This window comes from Sorangium sp. So ce295 (assembly GCF_051527405.1).
Classification (GTDB): Bacteria; Myxococcota_A; Polyangia; order Polyangiales; family Polyangiaceae; genus Sorangium; species Sorangium cellulosum_B.
In genome coordinates this window covers 5717318-5741095 of record NZ_CP150324.1, presented here as the reverse complement: position 1 = coordinate 5741095, position 23778 = coordinate 5717318, and the positions used below count along the sequence as shown (strand labels likewise).

Below are 23778 nucleotides of genomic sequence, written 5' to 3'. Positions count from 1 at the left end.
GCTCACGCTGGCCTGGGCGGCGCGCTCGGCCCGACGTCGGCTGCGCCCGCGGTCGCCCCGGCGCGGGGCGGCGCCCGGCGGCCGCCCGGTCGCCGCGCCTCCGCCGAAGGCCGCGCGAGCTGCCCGCACGCCGCGCCGACGTCGCCCCCGCCCGAGTAGCGCACGATCGAGCCGACGCCGGCGGCGGAGAGGACCGCGCGGAAGGCGTCGAGCCGCGCCGAGCGCACGAACGGATCGGCCGACGCGCCGCGTTCATCGCCGCCGTCCGGCGAGGGCAGGGGATCGTCGGGCGCGCCGATCGCGTTGTAGGGGATGAGGCTGAGCCGGGGAGAGATGCCGTGCTGCGCCGCGAAGCCGCGGGCGAGCGCGGCCAGGCACGCGGCGTCCTCGTCCGTGTCGTTCTGGTCCGCGAGGAGCGTGTACGCCCACATCGGCGCGTGCCCACTCGCGCGCGCGTGCTCGCCCACGGCCGCGAGGACCTCCTCGAGCGGGTGCGCGCCGTCGATCGGCATGAGAAGGCGCCGTTTGCCGGGGCGCACCGAGCCGAGCGACAGGCCGAGCCGGACCGCGGGGACCTCGGCCGCGAGCCGCCGGATGCCGGACGGGAGCCCCGCCGTGCAGACGGTGATGTTGCGCATGTCGATGGCCTGCGCGCTCGGCTCGGAGAGCACCCGGATCGCCTGGATGACCCGGTCGGCGTTGGCGAGCGGCTCGCCCATGCCCTGGAACAGCACGCCGTGGACGCGCGCGCCGCCGCCCACGGTGGCGTCGAGATCGCGACGGATGAGCCGCACCTGCTCGACGATCTCCCAGGCCTCCAGGTTGCGCGTGAGGCCCATGCGCCCGGTGGCGCAGAAGGCGCACGCGAGCGCGCAGCCGACCTGCGAGCTCACGCACGCCGAGTACCGGCCCGGCCGCTCGAGCGGGATGCGCACCGACTCGACCGTCGCGCCGTCCTCGAGGCGGAAGGCGTACTTCACGAACGGATCCTCGGCGCTCGCGCGCCGCTCGACGAGCGCGAGCGTCCTGATCTCGCCCGCCGAGCGCGCCGCGTCGAGCGCGGCGCGCCGGACGGTCGCGGGCGCGCGGGCGGGCAGCTCGCCGAGGCGGTGCGCCAGGGAGACGATGCGGCGCGCGTCGGTGAGGTCGATGCCGCACGCGCCGGCGAGCTCCTCCGGCAGCACGGCCTGGAGCGCGAGGCGGGGGCGGCGTTCGTCCGGGCTGCTTCGAGGGCTGGGATCCACGGCGGATACCGACTAGCGCGCCAGGGCGGCCCAGTCTACGGCCGCGCGCGCATGTTTCGGCGGATCCACCGGAGGGGGCGCGGGGTCGCGCCGTTCCTTACGTCGGGGCTCGCCCTCGCGCGGCGCGGCGCGAGCTACGACGTCGGCGCCTTGTCGCTGGGGGTGGGCGTCGTCCTGAACCGGCCGCTGGAGGAGCTGCCTGGGTCGCTGGGGATCGACCTGCACGGGCAGCTGTCGGTGCTGCCAGAGGTGGCGGTCGAGAACGACAACCCGGCGGATTTCGTGGGGGATTACCGGGCCGACGGGACGATGCTGAATCTGGGGGGCGACGGTGACGGCGGCGTTCTGAGGTGATGTTGTGCGAGGAGCGAGCCTCTGCGGCATGCCCGTCGGCGTGCCAAGACGATTGAGCGCAGGCCCGTACTACCTCAATTATCCCAAAAGGTCGTCGCCTTCCATCCCCCTGTCTCGCCGTCCAGAACCTGGATGTGCTCGTGGCGGGCCGTGTCGCTCAGCTCAGTCAAGGCCTCGTCGCTGCCAGAAATCGCGACCTTTGTGGTTGTCCAATGTCGCTTTGCCCATTGGACAACAGGGATCAGCTCGCGAGAGCTGCGCGCCCGTAGCTCGACTACGGGCGTACTGTGTGGTGGGGCGGACTCCCAGACAGTGTATGTTGAGGAGACATACAGTCTTGCTCTCGGATCGCTGCACTCTGGCACGAGCGGGACGTTGAAGTGCCCAGGGAGATCGTGCCATGCTCTGAGCGGAATCGTCAGGAGCGGGCTCTCGTGTGACATCGCGTCGAGATGAGAGTTGAACGCGATGCGCTCTAGCCATGAGATCGTACTTCCGCAAACAAAGCCGAAGTGGCCGTAGGCTACGTCGCAGAGCCAGATCGCCCCGGTGGCGTCGCGCAGGTAGGATTCAAACTCCGGGCCACCTCCGAGACAGATCATGTCGATATTCTCCCACGTGTAGAAGGGCCATTCGACCCGAACGATCCGAGATGATCCAGGCGCGACGACGACGTTCTGGGGAGCCGCTTGCCGCGCGGCGCGCGGAAGATCCTCGAGGCACCAGAGCCCAAGCCACATGTCCCCCTCGCCAGGTCGAAGGAGCAGGGTTCGCCCGAGCTGCCGCACATCTTCGGGCACGCTTGATGTTCCCCCACCCACGCAGGCTCGCCCGGCCGCACCACCGGCCCTGCCTGCGGGCTCATCACCCTCACCCCCGCGACGAGCCCATCCGGTGTCACGTCCTCGGCGATGCGTCCGCCTGCCGGCAGCGCCCGCTCCACCAGGTTGCCCGCCGGATCGTAGGCCAGGCGCAGGGCCCCCGCCGCGCCCAGCACGACCTCGACCACCCGCCCCGCCGCGTCGCGCGCGATGTCCATGGTCCCGAACGGACCCGCCGTTCGCATCGCGTTACCGAGGGCGTCGTACGCCGTCTCCGTCATCGTCCGCTGGTTGCCGCGCGGGACGGTCTCGCGCACCACGCGCCCGCGCGCGTCACGCGTGTACTCGCAGCTGACCTCTCCGCTCGTCACGTACTCCATCCGGCCGAGCGGGTCATAAGCGATCTCGTCCCTTCGCCCGTCCGAGAAGCTGCGCTCGATGAGCCGCCCGCACGGGTCGTAAACGAGCTCCACGTGACCCGCGCCGTCCCGGATCTCGGTGATCCGACCCATCGCATCGTGGCGGTAGGTGATCCGTCGTCCATCGAACGTCTGCTCCTCGACGATGCGCCCCTCGCCCCGGCGCACGTACCGGTGCTCGTCGCCTGCCTCGTTCACCACGCGCACGAGATCCTGCTCGCGATCGTGGAAGTACCGCACCGAGCTGCCATCGGGCCGGACCACCTCGGTCACCACCCCGATCCCTCCCCAGCGCAGCGTGGTCACGCGCCCGTCGGCGTCGACGATGCGCGAGAGGCGGCCGTCGGCGTCGTGATCATAGCGCTCCGTCGCGCCGCTCGGCCGCCGCGCGGACACGAGCCGCCCGCACGCGTCGTAGGCGTAGGCCGTCTCGAGCCCCCGCTCGTCCACGAAGCCCGTCACCCGTCCCAGGAAATCGTACCGAATCCGCCGCGTCGACCCGTCGGGTTCGATCACGGTCACGCGGTTGCCGAGCGCGTCGTACTCCATCCGGGTCACGCCGCCGTTCGGGAGGGTCGCCTCGACCAGCAATCCCCGCGCGTCGTAGCGGAACGCCGCCACCAGCCCGAGCTCGTCGGACACCTCAGCGACATCCCCTTGCGCGTTCCGCTCGTAGCGGGCGATCCCTCCGAGCGCGTCCCGCACCTCGGCGATGCCGCCCAGCTCGTCGTAGGCGTAGTCCGTCTTCGCGCCCATCGGATCCACCTCTGCGCGCAGCCGCCCGATCGCGTCGCGCTCGCAGCGCCACGCGTGCCCGAGGGCGTCGCGGTACTCGAGCACGTTGTCCGCGGCGTCGAACCGGTACGAGTGCAGGCCCCCCTGCCACACGACCTTGTCCGCCTTGTCCAGGGGATTGCCCTCGATGCGCCGCTTCGACCGCGAGGTGATCACCTCGGTGAAGACGCCGTGATCCTCGATCTTGACATGGCAGAACCCCCTCGCCCTGGTCTCGCCGTCATCCAGGGTGTCAGGCAGCTCGCGGTCGAGCGCGTCGTTGCCGGGTCGCTCGCACCACGTCTCGACGCAGCGGCCCCGGTCGTCGTAACGAAATTGCGCGACGAGCCCCCCGGGCTCCCGGCGCCGGATCAGCCGGTGCTCCTCGTCGTGCTCGTTCCGACGAGTAGCTCCGCTCGATGAACAGCGGGATGGGCCCCGGCAGCGCGAGATCGACGACCTTGGCCGTGTAGACGCGCCCGGTCACGGGATCGACCGGATCCCCCGCCGACGTGCCTCCGCCGCGCCTCGCGAGCGCCTCGGGCGAGCCGAAAAACTTGCGTCCGGCCGCCCGCGACGAAACATAGGGGAGAGTGCCCGCCAGGACCACGACGCCTCTTCCCTCAGCCTGACGAGCTCTCGCCAGAGAGGCGGACCATGGCGTTCAAAAGCGCAGTCATCGGACACACGACGCAGACAACCAGCAGGATCTTGGCCGTCTTCGAGAGGCCCAAGGGGAGGGCGAGGCTGGCGTTCGCGGACGACAACGGCGTTCGCACGCTCGACGTGCCGATCAACAGCGCGCCGCCCTTCGGGCTCGCCACGTTCGAGCTGAGCGGGCTGAGCGGCGAGAGGGTTCGTTATGGCATCGTGGAGCACGACGCAGGAGATCCGCTCCCCACACCCGCCGACAACCTGAGCATCAACGGCTCCGCCTTCCGGACCGTCACGAACGGGCCGATTCGAATCGGCCTCGTGAGCTGCAACGACATCGACAACCACGAGTTTCCCAAGGAGCGGCGCGGGGCGATGTGGCGGGCGCTCAAGGCCCTCGTGGACGAAGGGAAGGTGAACCTCCTGGTTCACGCCGGTGACCAGATCTACGGCGACGGTGATCCCACGGGCTGGTCGGCCTCGGAGGGGCGCACCGCCGCGTACCGCAGGCACTACGTGCAGACGTGGTCGCACCCTGACGTGGCGGCGGTGCTCGGGAGCTGCCCGAACGTCATGATGTGGGACGACCACGAGATCTACGATGGCTGGGGGTCGAACAACAACGACGGCACCCCGCAGGCCGTGGAGCGCTACAGGGCCGCGGAGCAGGCGTTCAAGGAGTTTCAGGTGGCGCTGAGCCCGAGGGACCGCTTGAGCAGCTCGGGGTTCGGCTGGATCGCGAAGCACGGCGACATCGCCATCCTCGCGGTCGATGGGCGGTCGCAGCGCTCGTGGAAGAACGGGGCGATCCTCGGCAAGCAACAGCTCGACGACCTCGAGCTCAGGCTCAACGAGCTCGCTGCGCTCGATCTCAGGCACCTCTTCGTCGTGGTCGGCACGCCCGTCGTCTATCTGCCGCTCGCGGCCGCCGAGGCCCTCACGAACACGTTCAACATGGCCTCCATCGACGACATCCGGGACGGCTGGGCTGCCTCCAACAACCAGAACGAATGCAGGCGTTTCCTTATGTCTCTCATGAATTTCGCCGGCTTCAGCCCTCGCACCCAGGTGACGCTCATGGGCGGCGACATCCACGTCGGCACGATGGCGCACATCGACACGGTCCTCGGATTCGGGAAGCCGCGCTCGCGACCGCGCCTCTATCAGGTGACCGCATCCGGCATCGCGCGCCCTGCCCCCAAGGGGATGTCCCGCATCATCCTCTCGCTGCTGACGAACGGCGGCAGTCAGAACCTGTTCAACGGCGACATCAAGGGATTCCTCCGGGAGATCTCGGGGGCCGATCACAGGTACTGCGTCACCCATCGCAACTTTGCGATCCTCGATCCGAGCGACGGCGCAGACGACTGGGACAAGAACAACAACCTGGTGGTCCGCTTCCACGTGGAGAAGGACAACGGCGGCGTCGGCGTCCTCGAGCAAGTCCTCCCGAGAGTGCACACGTAGGCGCCGGCCGGGCATGCGCCGGCCTTCTGACGGCGCCGGTACCCTGCTTCCGCAGGCCGGCGCCGGTACCTTGCTCCTTCCGTGGAGGGGGTGAGTCGCCGCTTCAGAGGCTCAGGACCATGACGTCGATCCGGCGGTTCTGCGCGCGTCCGCCGGCGGTGTCGTTCGACGCCACCGGTTGCTCGGCGCCCATCCCGGCCACCTCGATGCGATGGGGAGCGATCTGTCGCGCGGTGAGCTCGTTGCGCACCGCCTGGGCTCGCGCCAGCGACAGCGATCTGTTCCCCTCGGCGCCGCCCACGGCGTCGGTGTGCCCTTCGATGCGCACCCGCGCGGAGGGATAGGCGTCGAGGATGACGGCCAGCGCTTCGAGCTTCGGCCGCGAAGCTTCGGTCAACTCCGTGGTCCCGAAGCGGAAGCTCACGCCTTCCATCGAGAAGCGCTTGGGGCCATCCGTGGCTCCGGCGTCGAGGTACCGCGCGATCTCCGCCTCGGAGCCGTGCTCGTCGACGGAGAGGACCTTGCCGCCCGGGAGCGTCATCTCTCCGGCCGTGATCCTGAGCTGCTCGACGATCTCCGGCGCGTTGGACGGCGCCTCGCCGGGCGCCTCGGCGCGCGGCGCCTCGACCTGTGGCGGCGGTTCGGCCTGCGGCGGCGCGGCAGGCTGAGCGAGGTCCTCCCTCGGAGCCGCCGCGATCGGGGCTTCGTGCGTGGGCTCGGCGGCGGCGCGCTCCGCCCTGCGTTCGCGGGCGAACGCCCAGAGGCCTCCGAGCACCGCCGCTGCCAGCAAGGTCGGGAGCAGCCATTCTCGCGTCTGACGCTGACGGGCAGGCCCTTCGCGCGAGGGGAGCGGCGTTGACGACTCCGTCGTTCGGGACGGGACGGGCGATACCGCATCGTGCGGCCGTTCGCGCGCCGCCGCCGCGACGAAAGGAGCGCTCGCCGCCATCGAGGGAGCGAGGAACCCGGCGAGGCCCGCGGGGGCGCGCGGATCGTCCTTGAAGGATTGCTTGTGGTGAGAGAGCAGATCGGCGAGCCCTCGCGCGGTCAGCCCTCTCGACCTCACCTCGCGGCCGAGGACGCACGCGACGATCGGAGCGACCAGGCCGAGCATCGCGGTCGAGCACCGCTGCTCTGCGCCGGAGGAGCGGGAGATGAGATCGATCATCCCGCTCGCGCGGTCGCCGAACAGGCGGGCGATCATCGACTGCCCATGGTGCGAGAGCTCCTCGGCCTGCTCGGCGCGGAGGGGACCTGCTCTCCCGAGCAGACCTTCGTAGTCCCGCTCGGTGATCATCCTGAACAGCTGCGCTGCGCCGCTCTCCGAGGAGGCGACCTGAGCCATTCCGGCGAGCAGCGTCGGCACCGAGCTCTCCGCGGCGCCGCGCACGTTCGTCGGCGATTCATCGCTCAGGCCCAGCCCCTTCGTTGCGGCCGAGATGAGCTCGGGCGTCAAGAAGCCCCTGGTGGTGTCCAGCAACGACATGGTTCCGATCCCTCCGGGAAGTGGTCATCGGCGCGGGCGAGGCAGCGTCATCGCGCACGCGACCCTGCCCGCATGAGCGTCGATGCCGTGCCTGTCTTCCGCTGACTCCGCGCGATGCGAGCGACGTGCCGGCACGCCCGCGCATCGCGCGCTGTGCCGCGGGTGCACACGGCCTGCACCTGCCGCGTCCTGCCCCTCGCGCTCGGCGAGGCGAGCCGGCGGCGATGGCGCGCGGCGCTCAGCGTCGTGCGAGCGCGGCCGTGCGGGCCTCGGCCGTCAGCGCGGCGAAGGCGTCCGTGCGCGTATACACGTGGTTGCCAGCCGCGGTGCACCCCGCGCCTCGCGACGTGACGCCCACCACGTCGCCGCGGTCGGCGTCGATCACCGGACCTCCCGAGTCGCCGGCGCAGGTCGCCCCCTCGATCTCGAACTCGCGCGGACCGAGGACCTTGCCCGTCGCCGGATCGGCGCGGGGCCCGACGGCGGCGACGAGGCGCGGACCGCGCGCGGCGCGGACGCCGAGCCGATTGGACGCTCCGCCGCCGTACCCGACGGCGACCACGCTGTCGCCTGGATCGAGCGCCCCGACCTCGCGCATCCGCAGGGGCGCCACGTCGGTGAGGGGCCGATCGAGCACCAGATAGGCGATGTCCGCGTCGCAGAGGACGCGCTCTTTCCCGTGCAGCGTGGCCACCGCGCGCGCCCGCGCGGCGTCGCGGGAGACGTCGATATGGTCCCCGGTGTAAATGGCGATCTCGGAAGGATCGATGTCTCCGCCGACGTGATCGCCGTTGTGCGACTTGCCCGAGCGATCGCAGCGAGGGGCCGCCGTCAGGTTGCGCGAGATGCAGTGACGCGCCGTCAAGACGAGGTTGGGCTCGACGAGCGCGCCGCTGCACAGGCTCACGCGTCGCTCGCCGCCCCGGGGATCGCGGTGCGATACGGCCACGGCGACGACGGAGCGCGCGGCGCCGTCGATGAGGGGCTCAGGCGCGCCCTTCGCGCGGGGCGAAACCTCGGTGATCGGCGCGACCGCCGCCGCCGGAGGAGGCGAGGCTTCGGCCGGGATGACGGCGACGACGATGCGTGGGACGAGGGCCGCGACGAGGCAGCCAAGGCATCCCGCGAGGCGCGGGACGACAGACGGAAACACCATGGATGAGGTCACCGACAAAGAGCATGCGAGGAGCGGCCGTGCAAGCCGACCCTGGAGCTTTTCTCCAGCATCAGAAGGGGAGGTGCCCCCGATGGGGTGTTGTTCCCACAGGGGAGAATCAGAGATGGAAACCAGGTCAGTCAGGTGAGCGGCGCCCGGCTGGAGGCGCGCTCTCTGGACTCTCGCGCTCGTCGACTAGCCCCGGCCCTCCAGCGCGGGCGCGGCGCCGGCGCCGCTCGACGCGCCGAGGGCGACGTGTCGCTCGATCACGAAGATCAAGCACGACGACGCGAAGGCGGCCGTGACGCCCGAGCAACGCTCCATGGACGTCGTGAACGCTCTCCGGCGGCTTTTGCTTGACAACGTTGTTGGTACCATGGCAGGTTCCGGATTGAAAGTGAAAGTGACTTTCATTATTGAAAGTGGGGTTCCACGATGGACAACGTGATGTCGAAGGCGACGGCTCCGCTCGACCGCCGGTGTGATCACTGCGGCGTTGCTGGACGTGCCGAGCCCAATTCCGTGCGCTGCGGCTGCGGCAGCCTGCTCGCCCGGTATGTGCCCGGCGGCGTCGAGCTGAAGTGCCGGCGGTGCAAGCGCGTCGTCGTCGTCCCGGTCCCGGCGGCGACGGAGGACGTGAGCGGCTGAATCCCCCAGAGCGCTGACATGGCAGGTCGCGGCGGCGAACTCTGGCCAGCGCGGTTCGCGCCATCACCGCATCAGGCCCACCGCCGTCTCGACGCCGCGCACGTAGTCGCGGGGCTCGGGGACCTGGCGCAGCTCCTGGATGGTGATCGGCAGGTGCGATCTCGGGGATCCCGACGTGCGGTTGACAGGTCTCGGGTCGCTCATTATTGATAAAGAAAATCAATTTTAAATTGTGCGTGATACGCGCGTGCAAGACTGTCAAGGGACTCCCGATTCTGTCTCGGGTGTGCGTCGCCGGTGGGCTCGCGGACGGGGCGCTCCGGGCCTTCGCTTCAGCATTGACATCCTGCGTGACGGGTGCGACGAGTCGCCCCGCCATCGGTGCTCGTCCGGCCATCCCCTGGCGAGCTGAAAAGGGAACCCGGTGAGAATCCGGGACTGCCCCCGCAGCGGTGAACGGGAACGACCATCACCAAGAAGCACTGGGCATGCACCAGAGCAGCCTGGGAAGCGGTGATGTGTAGGAGAGCGACCGGCGACGGCCGCAGCGCCCGTGAGTTCGAAGACCTGCCGAAGGTGCGCGCGCCGGTGCTCTGGCGCGCGCTGACCTGAGCCTTCGAGGGGAAGGCGTCCAGGCTCTCGACCACCTCGCTCGCGCGCGGTGCCGTGGCCCGTCACGCAGCCCCCTCGCTTCGGCTCTCAGCTCACCCGGAGCAGCGCTGGGTCGACGCGGGCAGGCGGCGCGTGAATGGTTGATTCCTCTGATCGTCGGTCGCGTCGGCGCCGGAGCGCCGGCGTGGCGTGCTGGCTCGCGCTCGCCGCCTGCAGCGCAGTGGCAGCCTCGCCTGCCGCCCGCGCCGAGGATCCGCGCCGGCCTGCGGGCGCGCCGGGGGATGATCCCGCTGCTGCTCGACCGGGGACAGACCCGCTGGAGGTGCACGTCGAGGGGGATCGCCTGCGCGCGCCCGCGCCGCCCAAGGACAGGTCCGTCGCGGGGTCGGTGCTGGGCCGCGAGCGCCTCACCGGCGCGGGGCTCGGGGCGGCGGACGTGCTCCGCACGCAGCCGGGCGTCCTCATCATCGAGTCGGGCGGCTTCGGCGGGCCGGCGACAGCGGCCCTCCGGGGAGCGACCGCCACGCAGACGCCGGTGTACCTCGCCGGCGTCCGCCTGAACGACGACGTCGTGGGGACGGCGGATCTCTCCCTCGTGCCCCTCTGGCTCATCGAGCGCATCGAGATCTACCGCGGCCACGCCCCCATCGAGGCCGACCGCCTCGGCCCCGGCGGCGCGATCTTCTTCGAGCCGCGGCGGCCTTCCCGGACGACGGGCGGCGCAGGCGTCATGGCGGGCTCGCTCGGCGCGCGGCGCGGGTGGGCGTTCGCCGGCGCCAGCGCGGGCCCGGTGAGCGCGATCGTCGGGGTGAGCGCCGAGGCCGCGGAGAACCGCTACACGTTCGTCAACGATGGCGGGACGCTCTTCGACGAGAGCGACGACACCGTGGAGCGCCGGCAGAACGCCGACGTGCGCACGATCGACGCGTGGGCGCTCGCGCGCGTCGAGCTCGGCGGCGGCGCGATCGTCGACGTGATCGCGAACGGCACAGGCCGCGAGCAGGGCGTGCCGAGGCTCGCGCTCCTGCCGTCCCGCGAGGCGCGGGGGGAGTCGCGGCGCGTGCTGGCGTCCGTCGCGGCGCGCGTGCCTTTCGGCGGAGAGGCGCAGCACACGCTCGAGGCGCGCACCTCGTTCATCGAGGCGCGGTCGGAGGTCCACGACCCGCTCTTCGAGCTCGCGCTGCAGACGCCTGAGCTCCGCCTCGCCGGCCGCCGCCTGGAGCAGACGCTCGGGGCGACGCTCTCCTTCGCCGACCGGCTCCGGGTGCGGCCCGTGCTCTCGGTCGCGCGCGAGGGCATCTCACGCGCGCCGGACGACGTCCCGCTCGCCCGGGCGCGGCGCTCGCTCGCGCGCGGCGCCGTCAGCGCGGAGGCGCGCCTCGGCGAGGGGCTCGCGCTGCACGCCCTCGCGAGCGGGGAGTGCCACGCCACAGGGGCCGACCGCGAGCGCCCGTGCGACGTGCTCGTCCCGACCGGGCGGGTCGGCGTCGAGGCGGGGAGCGACAGGCTCCGGCTCCTCGCGACCGTGGGCCGCTACGTCCGCGTCCCGACGCTCGGCGAGGTGTACGGCGTCTCCGGCGTCGTCCACGGCAACGCGGAGCTCGAGCCGGAGTCGGGCGCCACGATCGAGGCCGGGATCCGGGCGCAGACGGGGCGCGGCGCCGTGCTGCGCGGCGCCTTCCTCGACGTGTTCGCGTTCGGGAGCGCGGTCTCCGGGCTCGTCGCGTACGAGAAGTCCGGTCAGGGCTACGTGAGCCCGTACAACGTCGGCCGCGCCCGCGTCGTGGGCGCGGAGCTGCTGGCCGGGGTCGAGGTGACCCCGTTCCTCCGCGCCGAGATCGCGGCGACGCTGCTCGATCCGCGGGACACGACGCCGGGGCGGACGACCAGGAACGACCTCCTCCCGTTCCGCTCGCGCCTCGTCGTCGCGCCGCGCCTGCACGCCGAGTGGAAGCGCCCGGGCGGCGCCGTGTTCTCGGGCGCGTCGGGCGAGATCCGGGCCGTGTACCAGTCGAGCCGGTACGCCGATCCCGCCGGGCTCGGCGTGATCGCGGAGCAAGCGACCCTCGACCTCGACGCGGAGGCGAGGTGGCTCGGCGGGCACCTCGCGGTGAGAGGTCGCGTCGCGGACCTCCTGGACGCGCGGCGCACGGATGTCGTCGGGTTTCCGCTCCCGGGGCGGAGCGTGTTTTTCACACTGGAGTCAACATGGTGAAGATCAGTCTGTTTGCGTTCGCGATCTCGATCCCGATCCTCGGGTGCAACGTGGATTCGCCGCCGCCGTCGACGGGCGGCGTCCACGGCGGCGGCGACGGCGACGCGTGTGAGAGCGGCGTGGTCATCGTGACGAGCGACTACCAGTCGACGAACATCGCTGTGTCGGAGCTCGACGGGACCACCCTGTCGCCCTCCTTCGTGTCGAGCGGCGCGGCGAAGCCGGGGCTCAGCCTCGCGCTGTCCGGCGACGTCGACGTCCCGAGGGCGGCGCCGCCGTCCGGCCGCGTGGTCCTGCTCGATCGGTTCGGCACGAACGTGATCACCTGGATGGATCTCGAGACCGCCGGGGTCCTCGCGCAGCTCCCGGTCGGGCAGGGGTTCGAGTCGAACCCTCAGGACTACATCGAGGTGGGGGCGGACCGCGCGCTCGTGTCGCGCTACGGGAGCAACCCGAGCCCGGGCGTGGAGCCGTTCGACGAGGGCGGCGATCTCCTGATCGTCGACACGAAGGAGTACTCCATCGTCGGGCGCATCGCCCTGCCGGAGGAGGAAGAGGGGCTCCTGCCGCGCCCGTCGGGGATGGCGCGCGTCGGTGACGACGTTGTCGTGGCCCTCGGCCGGCTCGCCGCGGACCTCTCGACCGTGGGCGAAGGGCGCTTCGTGGGCGTCTCGCCGGAGCAGGGCGCTGTCACATGGACGGTCGACGTGCAGGGGCTCTACGGCTGCGGGCGTCTCGCCGTGTCGCCCTCGGGAGAGCGGCTGGCGGTCGCCTGCTCGAGCCGCTTCGACGCCGAGGCGATGGAGTACGATCCGGCGACGAGCGACGTCGTGATCTACGACGCTCGCACCTCGCCCCCGGAGGAGATCAAGCGGCTCGGCGTGGCCAGGGCGCTCGGCGCAGCGGTCCAGCCCACGCTCGCGTTCGCCTCCGAGGACGTGCTCCTCGGGGCGGCCTACGCGGGCAGCGCGTCCGCCGGGGACCGCGCCTTCTCCGTGAGCATCACCACGGGCGAGGTCACGACGCTCGCCCAGGCGACCCAGCCCTACGCCTTCGGCGGCGTCCACTGCTCGCCCGGCTGCGGCGATGTCTGCCTGCTGAGCGACGCGGAGAGGAGCAAGCTCCGCCGCTGGAAGGTGGCGGCGAACGGCGCGCTCGAGCCGCTGGAGGACGCGACCGTCGACACCGAGATCGGGCTCCCGCCGCGAGGGATCGGCGGGCTCTGATCGGCCCCGCGGGCGGTGCGTCGGTTGATCGGCGTCAGAACGCGGCGTCGAGGACGACCTCCCCGGAGACGCCGACCTGGTACGCGGAGACGCGGCGCTCGAAGAAGTTCGTGACCTCCTGGACGTCTTGCAGGTCCATGAACGAGAACGGGTTCTTCGCCCCGTAGCGCTTCGGCATGCCGAGCGTGGCGAGCCGCTGGTCGGCGCAGAACTCCAGGTAGCTGCGCACGTCGCGCGCCGACATGCCCGCCACGCCGGCGCCGAGGAGATCCTCTGCGAACCGGGCCTCGCAGGCGATCGCCTCATCCATCATGTCGAGGATCGACCGCGAGAGGCCGGCGTCGAAGAGCTCGGGCTCCTCGCGCCGCGCCGTGCTCACGACCTCGAAGGCGAAGCGCATGTGCGCGCTCTCGTCGCGGAAGACCCAGCTCGTCCCCGCGGCGAGCCCGTGGAGCAGGCCGCGCGAGCGCAGGAAGTACACGTACGCGAACGCGCCGAAGAAGAAGAGCCCCTCGACGCACGCGGCGAAGCAGATGAGGTTCAGGAGGAACCGCCGCCGCTCGGCGCGCGACTCCAGCCGCCCGAGCGACTCGACGGAATCGAGCCACCGCATGCAGAAATCGGCCTTCTGGCGGATCGAGGGGATGTTCTCGACGGCCGCGAAGGCGCGGTGACGGTCCTCGGGATCGGGGATGTACGTGTCGAGGAGCGTCAGATAGAACTGGACGTGGAGCGCCTCTTCGTAGAGCTGCCGTGACAGGTACATCCGCGCCTCCGGGGCGTTGATGTGCCTGTACAGGTTGAGCACGAGGTTGTTCGCCACGATGGAGTCCCCCGTGGCGAAGAACGCGACGAGGCGCTGCACGAGGTGCCGCTCCGCGTCGGTCATCTTCCGCAGGTCGCCCACGTCCGTGGAGAAGTCGACCTCCTCCACGGTCCACGTGTTCTTGATGGCGGAGCGGTACATCTCGAAGAAGGCCGGATAGGCCATCGGGCGCAGGGTGAGGCACTGGCCCGGATCGAGGAGGCGCGCGGGGCGGCTGACGCGGCTCACTGGCAGGCCTCGCACGCCTCGGGGTTCTCGAGCGCGCACGCCACGTCCGCGGCCGCCTTCGCCGGCGCCGCCTCCACGGTCGCCTTGGTGATGCGCGTCGCGGGGCGCGATCGCAGGTAGTACGTCGTCTTGAGCCCCTTCTTCCATGCGTGGAAGTACATGCTCGAGAGCTGACCGATGGTGGGGTTCTCGATGAAGAGGTTCAGCGACTGGCTCTGATCGATGAAGGCCCCGCGATCCGCGGCCATGTCGATGAGCGAGCGCATCGGGATCTCCCACGCCGTCCGGTACACGGCGCGGAGCTGCTCGGGCAGCTCGTCCATGCCCTGGACCGAGCCCTCCGCGAGCTTGAGCCGGGCGCGCACCGCGTCGTTCCAGGCGCCGAGCCGCTTGAGCTCCGCGACGAGGTAGCGGTTCATCTGCAGGAAGTCCCCCGAGAGCGTCTCGCGCTTGAAGAGGTTGGACACCTGCGGCTCGATGCACTCGTAGCAGCCCGCGATCGACGCGATGGTGGCCGTCGGCGCGATGGCGACGAGCAGCGAGTTCCTGAGCCCCTCGGCCTGGACGCGCGCGCGGAGCCCCTCCCAGCGCGCCGCGTCCTCCGGGACGGCGCCCCACGCGTCGAACTGGAGCTCTCCGCGCGCGGCGCGCGTCTCGTCGAACGCCGGATGCGGCCCCTTCTCCGCCGCGAGGTCCGCGGACGTCGAGAGCGCGTGGTAATACACCTCCTCCGAGATCCGCCTGGAGAGCTCCCGCGCCGCCGGGGCGTCGAAGGGCAGGCGCATCTGGAAGAACACGTCCTGCAGGCCCATGAGCCCGAGCCCGACGGGCCGCCAGCGGAGGTTCGATCGCCTCGTCGAGGGGATGGGGTAGTAGTTGAGGTCGATGACGCGGTCGAGCTGGCGGACCGCGGTCCGCACCGTGCGCGCGAGCTTCTCGAAGTCGAACGCGATCGCGCCGTCCGCCAGCGTGACCGTGTGGCGAGCGAGGTTGATCGAGCCCAGGTTGCAGACGGCCGACTCCTCGTTCGAGGTCACCTCCAGGATCTCGGTGCAGAGGTTCGAGAGGTGGACTACCCGGCCCGGCAGCGCCGTCTGGTTGCAGGCGCGGTTCGACTTGTCCTTGAACGTCATCCAGCCGTTGCCTGTCTGCGCGAGCGTGCGCATCATCCGCGCGTAGAGCTCGCGGGCCTTCATCGTCTTCTTGGCGAGGCCTGCCCGCTCGGCCTCGACGTACCGACGATCGAACTCCTCACCGTAGAGATCGGGGAGATCGCGCACGTCCTTCGGGTCGAACAGGCTCCATTCGCCGTCGGCCTCGACCCGCTTCATGAAGAGGTCCGGGACCCAGCTCGCGAGGTTCAGGTTGTGCGTGCGCGCGGCCTCGTCGCCCGTGTTGTCGCGCAGCGAGAGGAACTCCTCGACGTCGGCGTGCCACGGCTCGAGGTAGACGCAGCAGGCGCCCTTGCGCTTGCCGCCCTGGTTCACGGCCGCGACGGACGCGTCGAGCGTCTTGAGCCACGGCACGATCCCGCTGGAGTGCCCGTTGGTGCTCTCGATGAGCGAGCCGCGCGAGCGCACCCGGTGGTAGGCGAGCCCGATGCCGCCCGAGAACTTCGAGAGCATCGCGACGTCGGTGTAGCGCTGGTAGATGGTCTCGAGGTGATCGTCCGGCGAGTCGAGCAGAAAGCAGCTCGAGAGCTGCTCGTGGCTCGTCCCGGAGTTGAACATCGTCGGTGAGCTCGGCAGGTAATCGAGCGACGAGAAGAGCCGGTAGAGCTCGATCGCCTGCGCCGCCGTCTCGGAGAGCGCGCACGCGATGCGCAGGAAGAACTGCTGCGGCGTCTCGATGACGAGGCGCGTCTCGGGGTGCTTCAGCAGGTAGCGGTCGTAGAGGGTCCGCAGGCCGAAGTACTCGAGCTCGTGATCGCGCCTCGGCTCGATGGCGTCGTTCAGCTTGCGGGCGTTCTGCGCCACGAAGCCGTGGAGCCGATCGTTGATGAGGCCCAGCCGCCGCCCCACGGCGATGGACTGCGAGAAGGCGTGGATCTCCTGATTGCGGACTTCCTTGTCGATGTACGTGGCGAGCAGGCGCGCCGCGAGCTTCGCGTACTGGGGTTCATCCGCGATGAGCGACGCCGCCGTCTGGATGGAGAGCTGATCGAGCTCGCGCGTCGTCGCGCCGTCGTAGAGGCCGCTGATGGTCTTCGTCGCGACGCGGAGCGCGTCCACGTCGGACAGGGCCGCGCAAGAGCGGCTCACCGCCCGGACGATCTTGTTGACGTCCACGGGCTCGCTCGACCCGTTCCTCTTCTTCACCCGCATCGTCGTGTGCGGGGGCGCCTCCTCCGCGCCGGCGCTCGTCATGGCGGGCGCATCAGGTGCGTGGGGTGCGTGGCGTGCGTGGAGCGCGCGCAACGGCGCCGCGCCGTTGCTCTTCATCAACGGTTCGTTCAGCATGGCATCCTCCTCGTGCTCGTTCCGAGCGGTCCCGGACCGCTCGCGTCGATGCCGCGAGAGCGAAGAGGCCAGCCGATGCGCACGGGTGCGCCAGGCTCTTTGGAGGAGCCCTCGGACCGACCGCTCGCCCCCGCGGGCGAAAGGAAGACAGCGCGGGAGGGGGTCGGAACCGGGACAAGCGCGAGAGTCTGCGCCAGCTCGGACCTACCCGCCTCCCTCGAGGCTTCCAGGTCAAACCGGCGCCGGATGTCTCCCCAGCGCAGGATGTTGGCAGGTCTTCGGGCTCACGAGCGCTCCGGCTCTCGCCGGATTCCTACGGTCCACCGCTTCCCAGCCCGGGGGCCAGTGCTCGTCGTGGAGATCGTTCTCGCTTACCGCTGCGGGGCAGCCCCGGATTCACACCGGGTTCCCTTTTGAGCCCCGGGCCGAAGCCCGAGGCACCAACACGGGCACTACATATGGTGGTGCAGTGAGCCGGTCAAGCGAGATGTTGTGGGGGAGCTCCGTTGCTCGGTTGCTTGCGTGGTTACGCGGTCGACACACGCTGGCCTGGCGGTGCCCGCCGTGGCGGGCCACAACCCGGGCCTATGCCGCTCAGCGAAGCGCGTCCGGCCGATCCGCTCGACGACCTCATCGCGCTCCTGCGCGGCAAGCGGATCGTGGCGCTGACGGGCGCGGGGTGCAGCACCGAGTCCGGCATCCCCGATTATCGAGGGCCCGAGACGCGGCGCCGCGCGCGGAACCCGATCCAGGGGCGGGAATTTTGCCGCTCGGCCGAGATCCGGCAGCGCTACTGGGCGCGCGCCGTGATCGGCTGGGAGCGGTTCTCCAGGGCCGAGCCGAACCCCGCTCACCGCGCCCTCGCGCGGCTGGAGCAGGCGGGGCAGCTCGATGGCCTCATCACGCAGAACGTCGACGGGCTCCACCAGGCCGCGGGCAGCCGCCGCGTCATCGAGCTGCACGGGACGCTCTCCGAGGTCGCCTGCCTCGCGTGCGGCGCGATGGAGCGGCGCGCCGCCCTCCAGGAGCGGCTCCTCGCCCAGAACCCCGGCTGGCTGCGCCTCGCGGCCGACGTCGCCCCCGACGGCGACGCCGACCTGCCCGCCGAGCACGTGGCGGGCTTCCGTGCGCCGCCGTGCCTCCGCTGCGAGGGGCCGCTCAAGCCGCGCGTCGTCTTCTTCGGCGAGAACGTGGCCCGGCCGATCGTCGACGCGGCGTTCGCGCTCGTGGACGCGGCGGACGCGCTCCTCGTCATCGGCTCGTCGCTGGCGGTCTTCTCGGGCTACCGCTTCGTGCTGCGCGCCGCGCAGCGAGGCATCCCGATCGCCATGATCAACCTCGGCTCCGCGCGCGGCGAGGAGCTCGGCGCGCTGAAGATCGAGGCCCGCGCCGGCGAGGTGCTGCCGCGCCTCGCCGAGGCGCTCGGCGCCGGCGCGACCGCGGCGCCGCGCTGAGGCGTCGAGGCGCTCGGCGCCGGCGCACGCGCGGCGCTGGCATCACCCGCGCCGGTACATCACGTCGCTGCGGAGGACGTACTTGCTCCCCCGTGTCACGGCGGCGCCGCGGTGGAGCCGGCGGTGCTCGAACAGGAGCGCCATCCCGCGCCGCGGGGCGATGCTGCGGCCGCCCCAGAAATCGGTCGTGCCGCCCTCGAAGTCGTCGTTCAGGTAGACCATCGCGGTGAACAGGCTCCGCTCGCCGTCGGATCGCACGAACGACCCGTCGCCGTGCCAGTTGAAATATTCGCCCTCGGTGTAGCGATAGTAGCGGAAGCGCTCGTTCAGCCCGACGGCGCGGTGGAGGCCGAAGCTCGGCGGCATCCAGGGCGCGAGCCGCTCCCAGAGGTTCGCGGCGAGGCCCGGATCGTCGATCATGACGCGGCCGTTCCTGCGCACCTCGAGGTTGATCACCTCGCCGCCCCCGATCGGCGCCTGCTCGAAGCCTCGCGCCTCGGCGAGCGCGATGAAGCCCTCGCACTCCTCGGGCGACAGGACGTTCGTCACCGTGAAGATGCGGAGATCGTCGGTGTAGTCGGTGCACTGGGCGGTCCGTTCGGCGTGCAGGGTGCTCATGCGTGAAGCGTGGGTCCGGGCGGCCCGGATCCGGAAGGGCGGGACCCGGGCAGGACCGGGCAGGACCGGGCAGCGCGGTGGACAGGAGAGCGCCGCATCGCCGATGATCGAGCGCTCGCACCGATGGCACGGGTCTCCAGGGCGGGCCGCAGCGCGGAGCCCGCGGTCCGCTTCAACCACACGCTCCTCCAGCGGGCGCGGCTCGATCTCGACCTGACGCAGGAGCAGGTCGCCGCGTCGATCGGCGTCGACGTGCGGACCTACCGCCGCTACGAGTCGGGCGCCGTCAACGATCCGCGGCTCGGCTTCTCGGTCCGGAGCCCGTCCCGGCGGCGCATCATCGAGCGGCTCGGCGCCGAGCTCGGCCTCGCCGAGGCGGAGCTGCTCGTCGTCGAGGCCGAGGCCGATGCCGCGCCGGCGGATCGCGCCGCAGAGGGAGCGGGTGCGGCGAGCCAGGCCGTGGAGGCGCCCGACGAGGCGGGGGAGGCGCTCGCGGGGGAGGAGAGGGCGCTCGCGGGGGCGGGGAGGGCGCCCGACGAGGAGGCAGGCGAGAAGGCGCCCGCCGGCGCGCCCGCGCCGCCGCAGGGAGCCGCCCCGGCGTGGCGCCCGCTGCACGCGCACACGCTCCAGCGAGCGCGGCACTTCGTCGGGCGCGCCGACATCGTCGATCGGCTCGCCGCGTGGGCCGACGGCTCGCCGCCGTCCCCCCGGGTGATCGCGCTCCTCGGCGTCGGCGGGGCGGGCAAGACCGCGATCGCCGAGCGCTTCCTCCAGGGGCTCGGCGACGCCCCGCGGCCCGGTGGGGTGCTCGTCTGGAGCTTTTACGACGACCCCAGGACCGAGGCGTTCCTCGACCAGGCGGCGGCCTACTTCGCGCCGGGCGCGGGCGCCTCGGGCCCGGCGGCGCCGCGGCCTCAGGCGGCGCCCGGAGAGCAGCTCGCGCGGCTGAAGGAGGCGCTGGGGCAGGGGCCGCCGCACCTGCTCGTGCTCGACGGGCTCGAGACCGTGCAGGCCGAGGGGGGCGCAGGGCGCGCGCACGGCGAGCTCCACGACGCGCTCCTCCGGCGGCTGCTCTGCGCGATCGCGTCCGGGCTCGGCGGCGCGCGGGCGCTCGTCACGTCGCGCTTCGCGCTCGCGGATCTGTCCGCCTGGGCCGAGGGCGGGCTCGCGACGATCCGGCCCGAGCCGCTCTGCGAGGGCGACGCCGCGTCGCTCCTGCGCCGCTGGGGCATCCGCGGCGACGACGGCGCCCTCGAGGCGCTGTTCGAGACGACGGGAGGGCACGCGCTCTCGGTCGCCGTCGTCGGCTCCTACGTGGGCGCGTTCCTCGGCGGCGACGCGGGGCGGCTCTCCGCGGCGCAGGCGGCGCACCTCGCCGAGGCCGAGCAGGACGACGTCCTCGCCCGCCGCCTGAGCTCGGTGCTGTCGGCCTACGCGCGCGCGCTGCCGCCGGGCGAGCGGGACCTGCTCGCGCGCCTCTCGGTGTTCCCCGGCGGCGCGGGCGAGGAGGCGCTGCTCCAGCTGATCCGGGCCGGCGGCGAGATCGCGGGCGCCATGGCGGGGTGGGGCGCCGCGGAGCTCGCGCGCGGGCTCGCCCGGCTCGAGCGGCTGGGGCTCGTGTTCGCGGCGCGCCCGGGCGAGCGCTGCTACTCGACGCACCCCTTCGTGCGGCAGCACTTCAAGTCGCTGCTCGGCGTGCCACCGGAGCGCGTCCACGCCGCGGGGAGCGCCGCGCCGCCGCGCCTCGACGAGGCGCCGCGCCGGGCGCCGCGGGAACGCGAGGCCGTCGACGCGTACGAGGCCATCCTCACCGAGCTGCTCGGCGCCGGGCGCGCGGGCGAGGCGTACGACATCTACGCGCTCGCCCTCGGCGGCTTCGCGCACCTCGGGCTCAAGCTCGGCGACATGGCCCGCGGCGCCCGCATCCTGCGCGCGTTCGCCGGCGGCGACGACCCCCGCGGCATGCCGGCCTCGCTGCCCGCGCGGGTGCGCGCGTCGCTCGCGTACGACGCGGGGCTCTACGCGGGCGCGCTCGGGGATCTCGCGTTCGCCTGCGCCTGCTACGAGGCGCACAACGAGATCGCCGGGGCGCTCGCCGACCCGGCCCCGATCGCGACCGGCCTGCGCACGCTCGCGTACACGGAGCGGCTGCGGGGCGACCTGACCGGCGCGCGCCGCCTGCTCGAGCGGTCGGCCGAGATCGCCGGCGGCGCCGCGGGGAGCGCCCGTCGCGCCGCGGCCCACGTGGACCAGGTCCACGCCGTGCGCGCGCTGGCGCTGCTCGCCGCGGTGCTGCACGACCTCGGCGAGGTCGACGCGGCGGGCGAGCGCTTCGCGCGCCTGCGGGCGCTGGGCGACGCGCCGGTGGCGCGCCGCGCGCTCTGGGAGGCGGAGCACGCGCTCGCGCTCGGGCGCCGCGGCGAGGCGCGCGAGGCCACGGAGCGGAACATCGCCGAGTGCAGGCGGCGGGGATGGGAGGGGCACGTCGCGCACGGCCACACGCTGCTCGGCCTCGCGCTGCTGGACGGCGGCGAGGGCGGCGACGGCGACGTCACGACGGCCGAGGCGCACCTCGTCGAGGCGCGCCGCTGGGCTGCCGCGACGGGCGAGGTGGAGGTCGCGCTGCGGTGCCACGAGCTCGCGGCGCGCATCGCGCTCGCCGCTGGCCGGCTCGACGACGGCGCGCGGCAGGCGCTGGAGGGGCTGCATGTCGCGGAGGCGTGCGGGTTCGGCCCGTTCCGCGCCCGGCTCGCGGTCGTGGCCGCGCGGTGCGCGCTGGCGCGCGGCGCGGGCGCGGCGGCGTCCGCGACGGCGCTCGCCGACTCGTCGGTGGCGTGGGCGGGTGAGGACGCGTGGGCGAGGGCGGACGCGCTGCACTGGGCGGGCGTGGCGCGCGCGGCGGCGGCGCGCGGCGAGGAGCGCGCGCGAGGGCGGGAGCTGCTCGCCGAGGCGGCGGCGCTGCGGGCGCGCCTGCGCCACCCCGGCGCCGGAGCGTCGCGGGAGGCGCTCGCGCGGCTGGGCGGATGAGGGCCGGGCGTGCGGCGCGCGCCGGCGAGTGGAACGGCGAGGGCGGACACTCCGCTGCTCGCCGTCGGGATCGTGCCGTGAGGGGGATTTCCGGGCTCCGCGTTACGAGCGCGGGATAACGTGACGTGACGTCCGCCGCGGGTCGCATGCGAGCGGCCGCGTAGTTGCGCGGTTTTCCTTGCCAGGAGCAACCATGTTCCACCGACGTCCCAAGCTGACGATCTCTTTCGTGCTCGCCCTCTCCACGGCGCTGGGAGCACCGGTGTCCGCGAACGCCGAGCCAGTGATCATCGAAGGCGGTCCTGTGGCTCCGCTCCCCGCCGAGGGAGGAACGGGCCTGTGCGGCGCGCAAAGGTTATCGTCCGAGCCAGATGTCGACTTCTGGGTTTCAACGGGCGACAGCGCGGACTTCATCGAGAAGATGAGCACGTTCTTCGACGCGGGGCAGGAAGAACTCGTGAGCTCCGTGGTGCGCACACCGCTCGATCTCTCGAACAAGTACGACGCCGGGAGCGGGGCGAGCTTCGGCGATTTTCTGGACGCTGTCTCCGACTGCCCGGCAGGAGGGTGCGACTTCGACGCGAACGAGCCCGACGTGGCGTTCGGCATGCGCCTGCGCGGGTACCTGGCCGTGCCGTCCGACTACGTCGAGCAGCCTGTCCACTTTGGCATTTACGCCGACGACGCCGTGGCCCTCGTGATCTACGACTCGGCGCAGGCCGCCTATCCGGTGCTGGTGCAGCCACCCGCGCTCGGCGCACCCAGCTGGCGAATGACGAATACCGTCACGTTCGCCGAGGAGGGCCTGTACCCCGTCGAGATCCTCTATGCCGCGATCGTCGAGCATTCAGAGCTCGAGGTGTCGGTTCTGGTAGGCGAGTTCCAGGATTTTCAGCTCAATGCCGGCCAGGTCGGCAGCCCGAACCTCGCCGGGTCCGGCTTCACGCTCCTCGAGCCGGCGGCGTTCCATCGGAGCGTGGCGGGCGACGCCTCCGCGCCGGACGAGGACGCCTGTGCGCAGTGCGGCCGCGAGCTCGTCGGCCAGAGCGAAAACACCGGCTGCGAGGCGGGCTCCTACTGCAACGACGCCGCGCTGTGTGCGCCGTGCGTCGTCGACGCTTTCTGCGGGCCTTCGTGCAACCCGTGCAGCGCGCAGGCGCCGCGCTGCGCCCTCGTGGAGGGGACGCCGGCGTGCGTCGCGTGCGTGAGCGATGCGGACTGCGATGACGGCGAGGCCTGCGACCTCGAGGCGCACGCCTGCGCGGTGCCGCCCGGCCCCGACGCGGGCGCCAGCGGAACCGGCGCGGGTGAGGGCGGCGCGGGTGGGGGCGGCGCGGACGCGGGCGGCGGTGGCGCGGCGTCCGGGCCAGACGCGGAGGGCGACGACGGTGGCTGCGGGTGCCGGGTCGGCGGTGAGGGGCGGCAGGGCGGCGGGCTCGCCTTCGCGCTCGCGGGGCTCGGGCTCGCGCTCGCGGGCGCTCGTCGCCGGACGCGCGCGGCCTCACGGTGAGCGGGTCCACCACGGAGCGCGGCTCGCGCTGAGCTTCCTGCGGCGCGGCCTCGCCGCGCGTCAGACGGCTGCCGGGCCGCGCCTCGGCAGCCGCAGCAGGATGTCCGTCGTCTCGGCGCTCTGCTTGAGCCCGGCGAGGCGCTGCTCGATGTCGCGCCTCAGCACGGCCGCCATCATCGGCTCCAGCACCGGGGCGAGGGCCTGCGGGCGCGCGGTGAAGTTGTAGCGGAACGTGACGCGGGTCCGCTGCGGCGACAGCGCCTTGAAGAGCCATGCGCCCGAGAACTGGCGGAAGATCCGTGGCCCCTCGACCATGATGATGGCCACCTGCTCCGGCGGGTTCAGGGTGATGTAACGGGCCTCCATGGACAGCCCGTTCTTCGCCCGCACCCACACCCGCACGCCGACGGCGGGCTCGGTCGCGCCGTCGCGGTAGCGCATCTCGCGGAGGAACGGATCCCACTCGAGCCGGAGAGCGTAGTCCTGGGACAGCGCGAAGAGCTCGTCGGAGGCGGCGTCGATCTCGGCGGTGCTCTGGATCGTGGGCATGGCGCTGAGGATAGGGGCGCGACGCGCTGGC

At 72.2% G+C, this 23778-nt stretch carries 20 protein-coding genes and 2 riboswitches; of the genes, 8 read left to right on the top strand and 12 right to left on the bottom strand.

The window, feature by feature from the left end:
- Positions 1-2: 2 nt before the first annotated feature.
- Positions 3-1244 carry a 23S rRNA (adenine(2503)-C(2))-methyltransferase RlmN gene (gene rlmN, locus WMF11_RS21700; protein WP_437978761.1) on the bottom strand — a complete coding sequence of 414 codons (1242 nt, stop codon included), beginning with the start codon at positions 1242-1244 and terminating at the stop codon, positions 3-5.
- 51 nt (positions 1245-1295) lie between these two features.
- Between rlmN and WMF11_RS21695 the strand changes: the two genes are divergently transcribed.
- Positions 1296-1598 carry a hypothetical protein gene (locus WMF11_RS21695; RefSeq protein ID WP_437910417.1) on the top strand — a complete coding sequence of 101 codons (303 nt, stop codon included), beginning with the start codon at positions 1296-1298 and terminating at the stop codon, positions 1596-1598.
- Positions 1599-1672: 74 nt separating this feature from the next.
- Here the strand turns inward: WMF11_RS21695 and WMF11_RS21690 are convergent, their stop codons facing one another.
- The 3 genes from WMF11_RS21690 to WMF11_RS21680 all read right to left on the bottom strand — a co-directional run bounded on the left by WMF11_RS21690 (position 1673) and on the right by WMF11_RS21680 (position 4222).
- A complete protein-coding gene (locus tag WMF11_RS21690) occupies positions 1673-2200 on the bottom strand; it encodes a hypothetical protein (RefSeq protein ID WP_437978760.1) in 528 nt (175 codons plus the stop codon).
- Positions 2197-3789, bottom strand: coding sequence for a hypothetical protein (locus tag WMF11_RS21685; RefSeq protein ID WP_437978759.1), 1593 nt, complete (start codon positions 3787-3789; stop codon positions 2197-2199). The genes WMF11_RS21690 and WMF11_RS21685 overlap by 4 nt, the downstream gene beginning before the upstream one ends.
- A 76-nt stretch (positions 3790-3865) precedes the next feature.
- Positions 3866-4222: a DUF6531 domain-containing protein gene (locus WMF11_RS21680; protein ID WP_437978758.1), complete on the bottom strand. Its 357-nt coding sequence runs from the start codon at positions 4220-4222 to the stop codon at positions 3866-3868.
- Between the two features lie 47 nt (positions 4223-4269).
- On the opposite strand from WMF11_RS21680, the gene WMF11_RS21675 reads away from it, so the two are divergent.
- Positions 4270-5733, top strand: coding sequence for an alkaline phosphatase D family protein (locus WMF11_RS21675; RefSeq protein ID WP_437910413.1), 1464 nt, complete (start codon positions 4270-4272; stop codon positions 5731-5733).
- Positions 5734-5836: 103 nt separating this feature from the next.
- Here WMF11_RS21675 and WMF11_RS21670 read toward each other — a convergent pair whose 3' ends face one another.
- From WMF11_RS21670 to WMF11_RS21660, 3 genes are all read right to left on the bottom strand, one after another.
- On the bottom strand, positions 5837-7219 hold the full coding sequence (locus WMF11_RS21670; protein ID WP_437978757.1) for an OmpA family protein: 1383 nt from the start codon (positions 7217-7219) through the stop codon (positions 5837-5839).
- A 238-nt stretch (positions 7220-7457) separates the two neighbouring features.
- On the bottom strand, positions 7458-8375 hold the full coding sequence (locus tag WMF11_RS21665; RefSeq protein WP_437978756.1) for a trypsin-like serine protease: 918 nt from the start codon (positions 8373-8375) through the stop codon (positions 7458-7460).
- A 195-nt stretch (positions 8376-8570) separates the two neighbouring features.
- Positions 8571-8699, bottom strand: a complete 129-nt coding sequence (locus WMF11_RS21660; protein ID WP_437978755.1) for a hypothetical protein — start codon at positions 8697-8699, stop codon at positions 8571-8573.
- Between the two features lie 111 nt (positions 8700-8810).
- On the opposite strand from WMF11_RS21660, the gene WMF11_RS21655 reads away from it, so the two are divergent.
- The gene (locus tag WMF11_RS21655) at positions 8811-9023 is read left to right on the top strand and encodes a hypothetical protein (RefSeq protein WP_437978754.1); all 213 of its coding nucleotides are present in this window, start codon (positions 8811-8813) and stop codon (positions 9021-9023) included.
- Between the two features lie 63 nt (positions 9024-9086).
- Here the strand turns inward: WMF11_RS21655 and WMF11_RS21650 are convergent, their stop codons facing one another.
- Positions 9087-9227 carry a hypothetical protein gene (locus WMF11_RS21650; RefSeq protein WP_437978753.1) on the bottom strand — a complete coding sequence of 47 codons (141 nt, stop codon included), beginning with the start codon at positions 9225-9227 and terminating at the stop codon, positions 9087-9089.
- 158 nt (positions 9228-9385) lie between these two features.
- Positions 9386-9612: riboswitch (cobalamin riboswitch) on the top strand.
- A 243-nt stretch (positions 9613-9855) separates the two neighbouring features.
- Between WMF11_RS21650 and WMF11_RS21645 the strand changes: the two genes are divergently transcribed.
- Together WMF11_RS21645 and WMF11_RS21640 are read left to right on the top strand one after the other, a co-directional pair.
- Entirely contained in the window at positions 9856-11850 is a 1995-nt protein-coding gene (locus WMF11_RS21645) for a TonB-dependent receptor (protein ID WP_437978752.1), read from the top strand.
- Positions 11844-13076: a hypothetical protein gene (locus WMF11_RS21640; RefSeq protein WP_437978751.1), complete on the top strand. Its 1233-nt coding sequence runs from the start codon at positions 11844-11846 to the stop codon at positions 13074-13076. The genes WMF11_RS21645 and WMF11_RS21640 overlap by 7 nt, the downstream gene beginning before the upstream one ends.
- Positions 13077-13110: 34 nt before the next feature.
- Here the strand turns inward: WMF11_RS21640 and WMF11_RS21635 are convergent, their stop codons facing one another.
- Both WMF11_RS21635 and WMF11_RS21630 read right to left on the bottom strand, forming a co-directional pair.
- Positions 13111-14067 carry a ribonucleotide-diphosphate reductase subunit beta gene (locus WMF11_RS21635; protein ID WP_437555444.1) on the bottom strand — a complete coding sequence of 319 codons (957 nt, stop codon included), beginning with the start codon at positions 14065-14067 and terminating at the stop codon, positions 13111-13113.
- Positions 14068-14126: 59 nt separating this feature from the next.
- The gene (locus WMF11_RS21630) at positions 14127-16589 is read right to left on the bottom strand and encodes a ribonucleoside-diphosphate reductase subunit alpha (protein WP_437978750.1); all 2463 of its coding nucleotides are present in this window, start codon (positions 16587-16589) and stop codon (positions 14127-14129) included.
- Between the two features lie 252 nt (positions 16590-16841).
- Positions 16842-17049, bottom strand: a riboswitch (cobalamin riboswitch).
- Positions 17050-17176: 127 nt separating this feature from the next.
- Here WMF11_RS21630 and WMF11_RS21625 point away from each other — a divergent pair.
- Entirely contained in the window at positions 17177-18043 is an 867-nt protein-coding gene (locus WMF11_RS21625) for an NAD-dependent protein deacetylase (protein WP_437978749.1), read from the top strand.
- A 42-nt stretch (positions 18044-18085) separates the two neighbouring features.
- On the opposite strand, the gene WMF11_RS21620 is transcribed toward WMF11_RS21625, so the two are convergent.
- Entirely contained in the window at positions 18086-18661 is a 576-nt protein-coding gene (locus WMF11_RS21620) for a prolyl hydroxylase family protein (RefSeq protein ID WP_437910396.1), read from the bottom strand.
- Between the two features lie 123 nt (positions 18662-18784).
- Between WMF11_RS21620 and WMF11_RS21615 the strand changes: the two genes are divergently transcribed.
- Positions 18785-21688, top strand: coding sequence for a helix-turn-helix domain-containing protein (locus WMF11_RS21615; protein WP_437978748.1), 2904 nt, complete (start codon positions 18785-18787; stop codon positions 21686-21688).
- A gap of 193 nt (positions 21689-21881) precedes the next feature.
- On the top strand, positions 21882-23198 hold the full coding sequence (gene traA / locus WMF11_RS21610) for an outer membrane exchange protein TraA family protein (RefSeq protein ID WP_437978747.1): 1317 nt from the start codon (positions 21882-21884) through the stop codon (positions 23196-23198).
- A gap of 60 nt (positions 23199-23258) precedes the next feature.
- Here traA and WMF11_RS21605 read toward each other — a convergent pair whose 3' ends face one another.
- Positions 23259-23747, bottom strand: coding sequence for a type II toxin-antitoxin system RatA family toxin (locus WMF11_RS21605; RefSeq protein ID WP_437978746.1), 489 nt, complete (start codon positions 23745-23747; stop codon positions 23259-23261).
- Positions 23748-23778 lie beyond the last annotated feature (31 nt).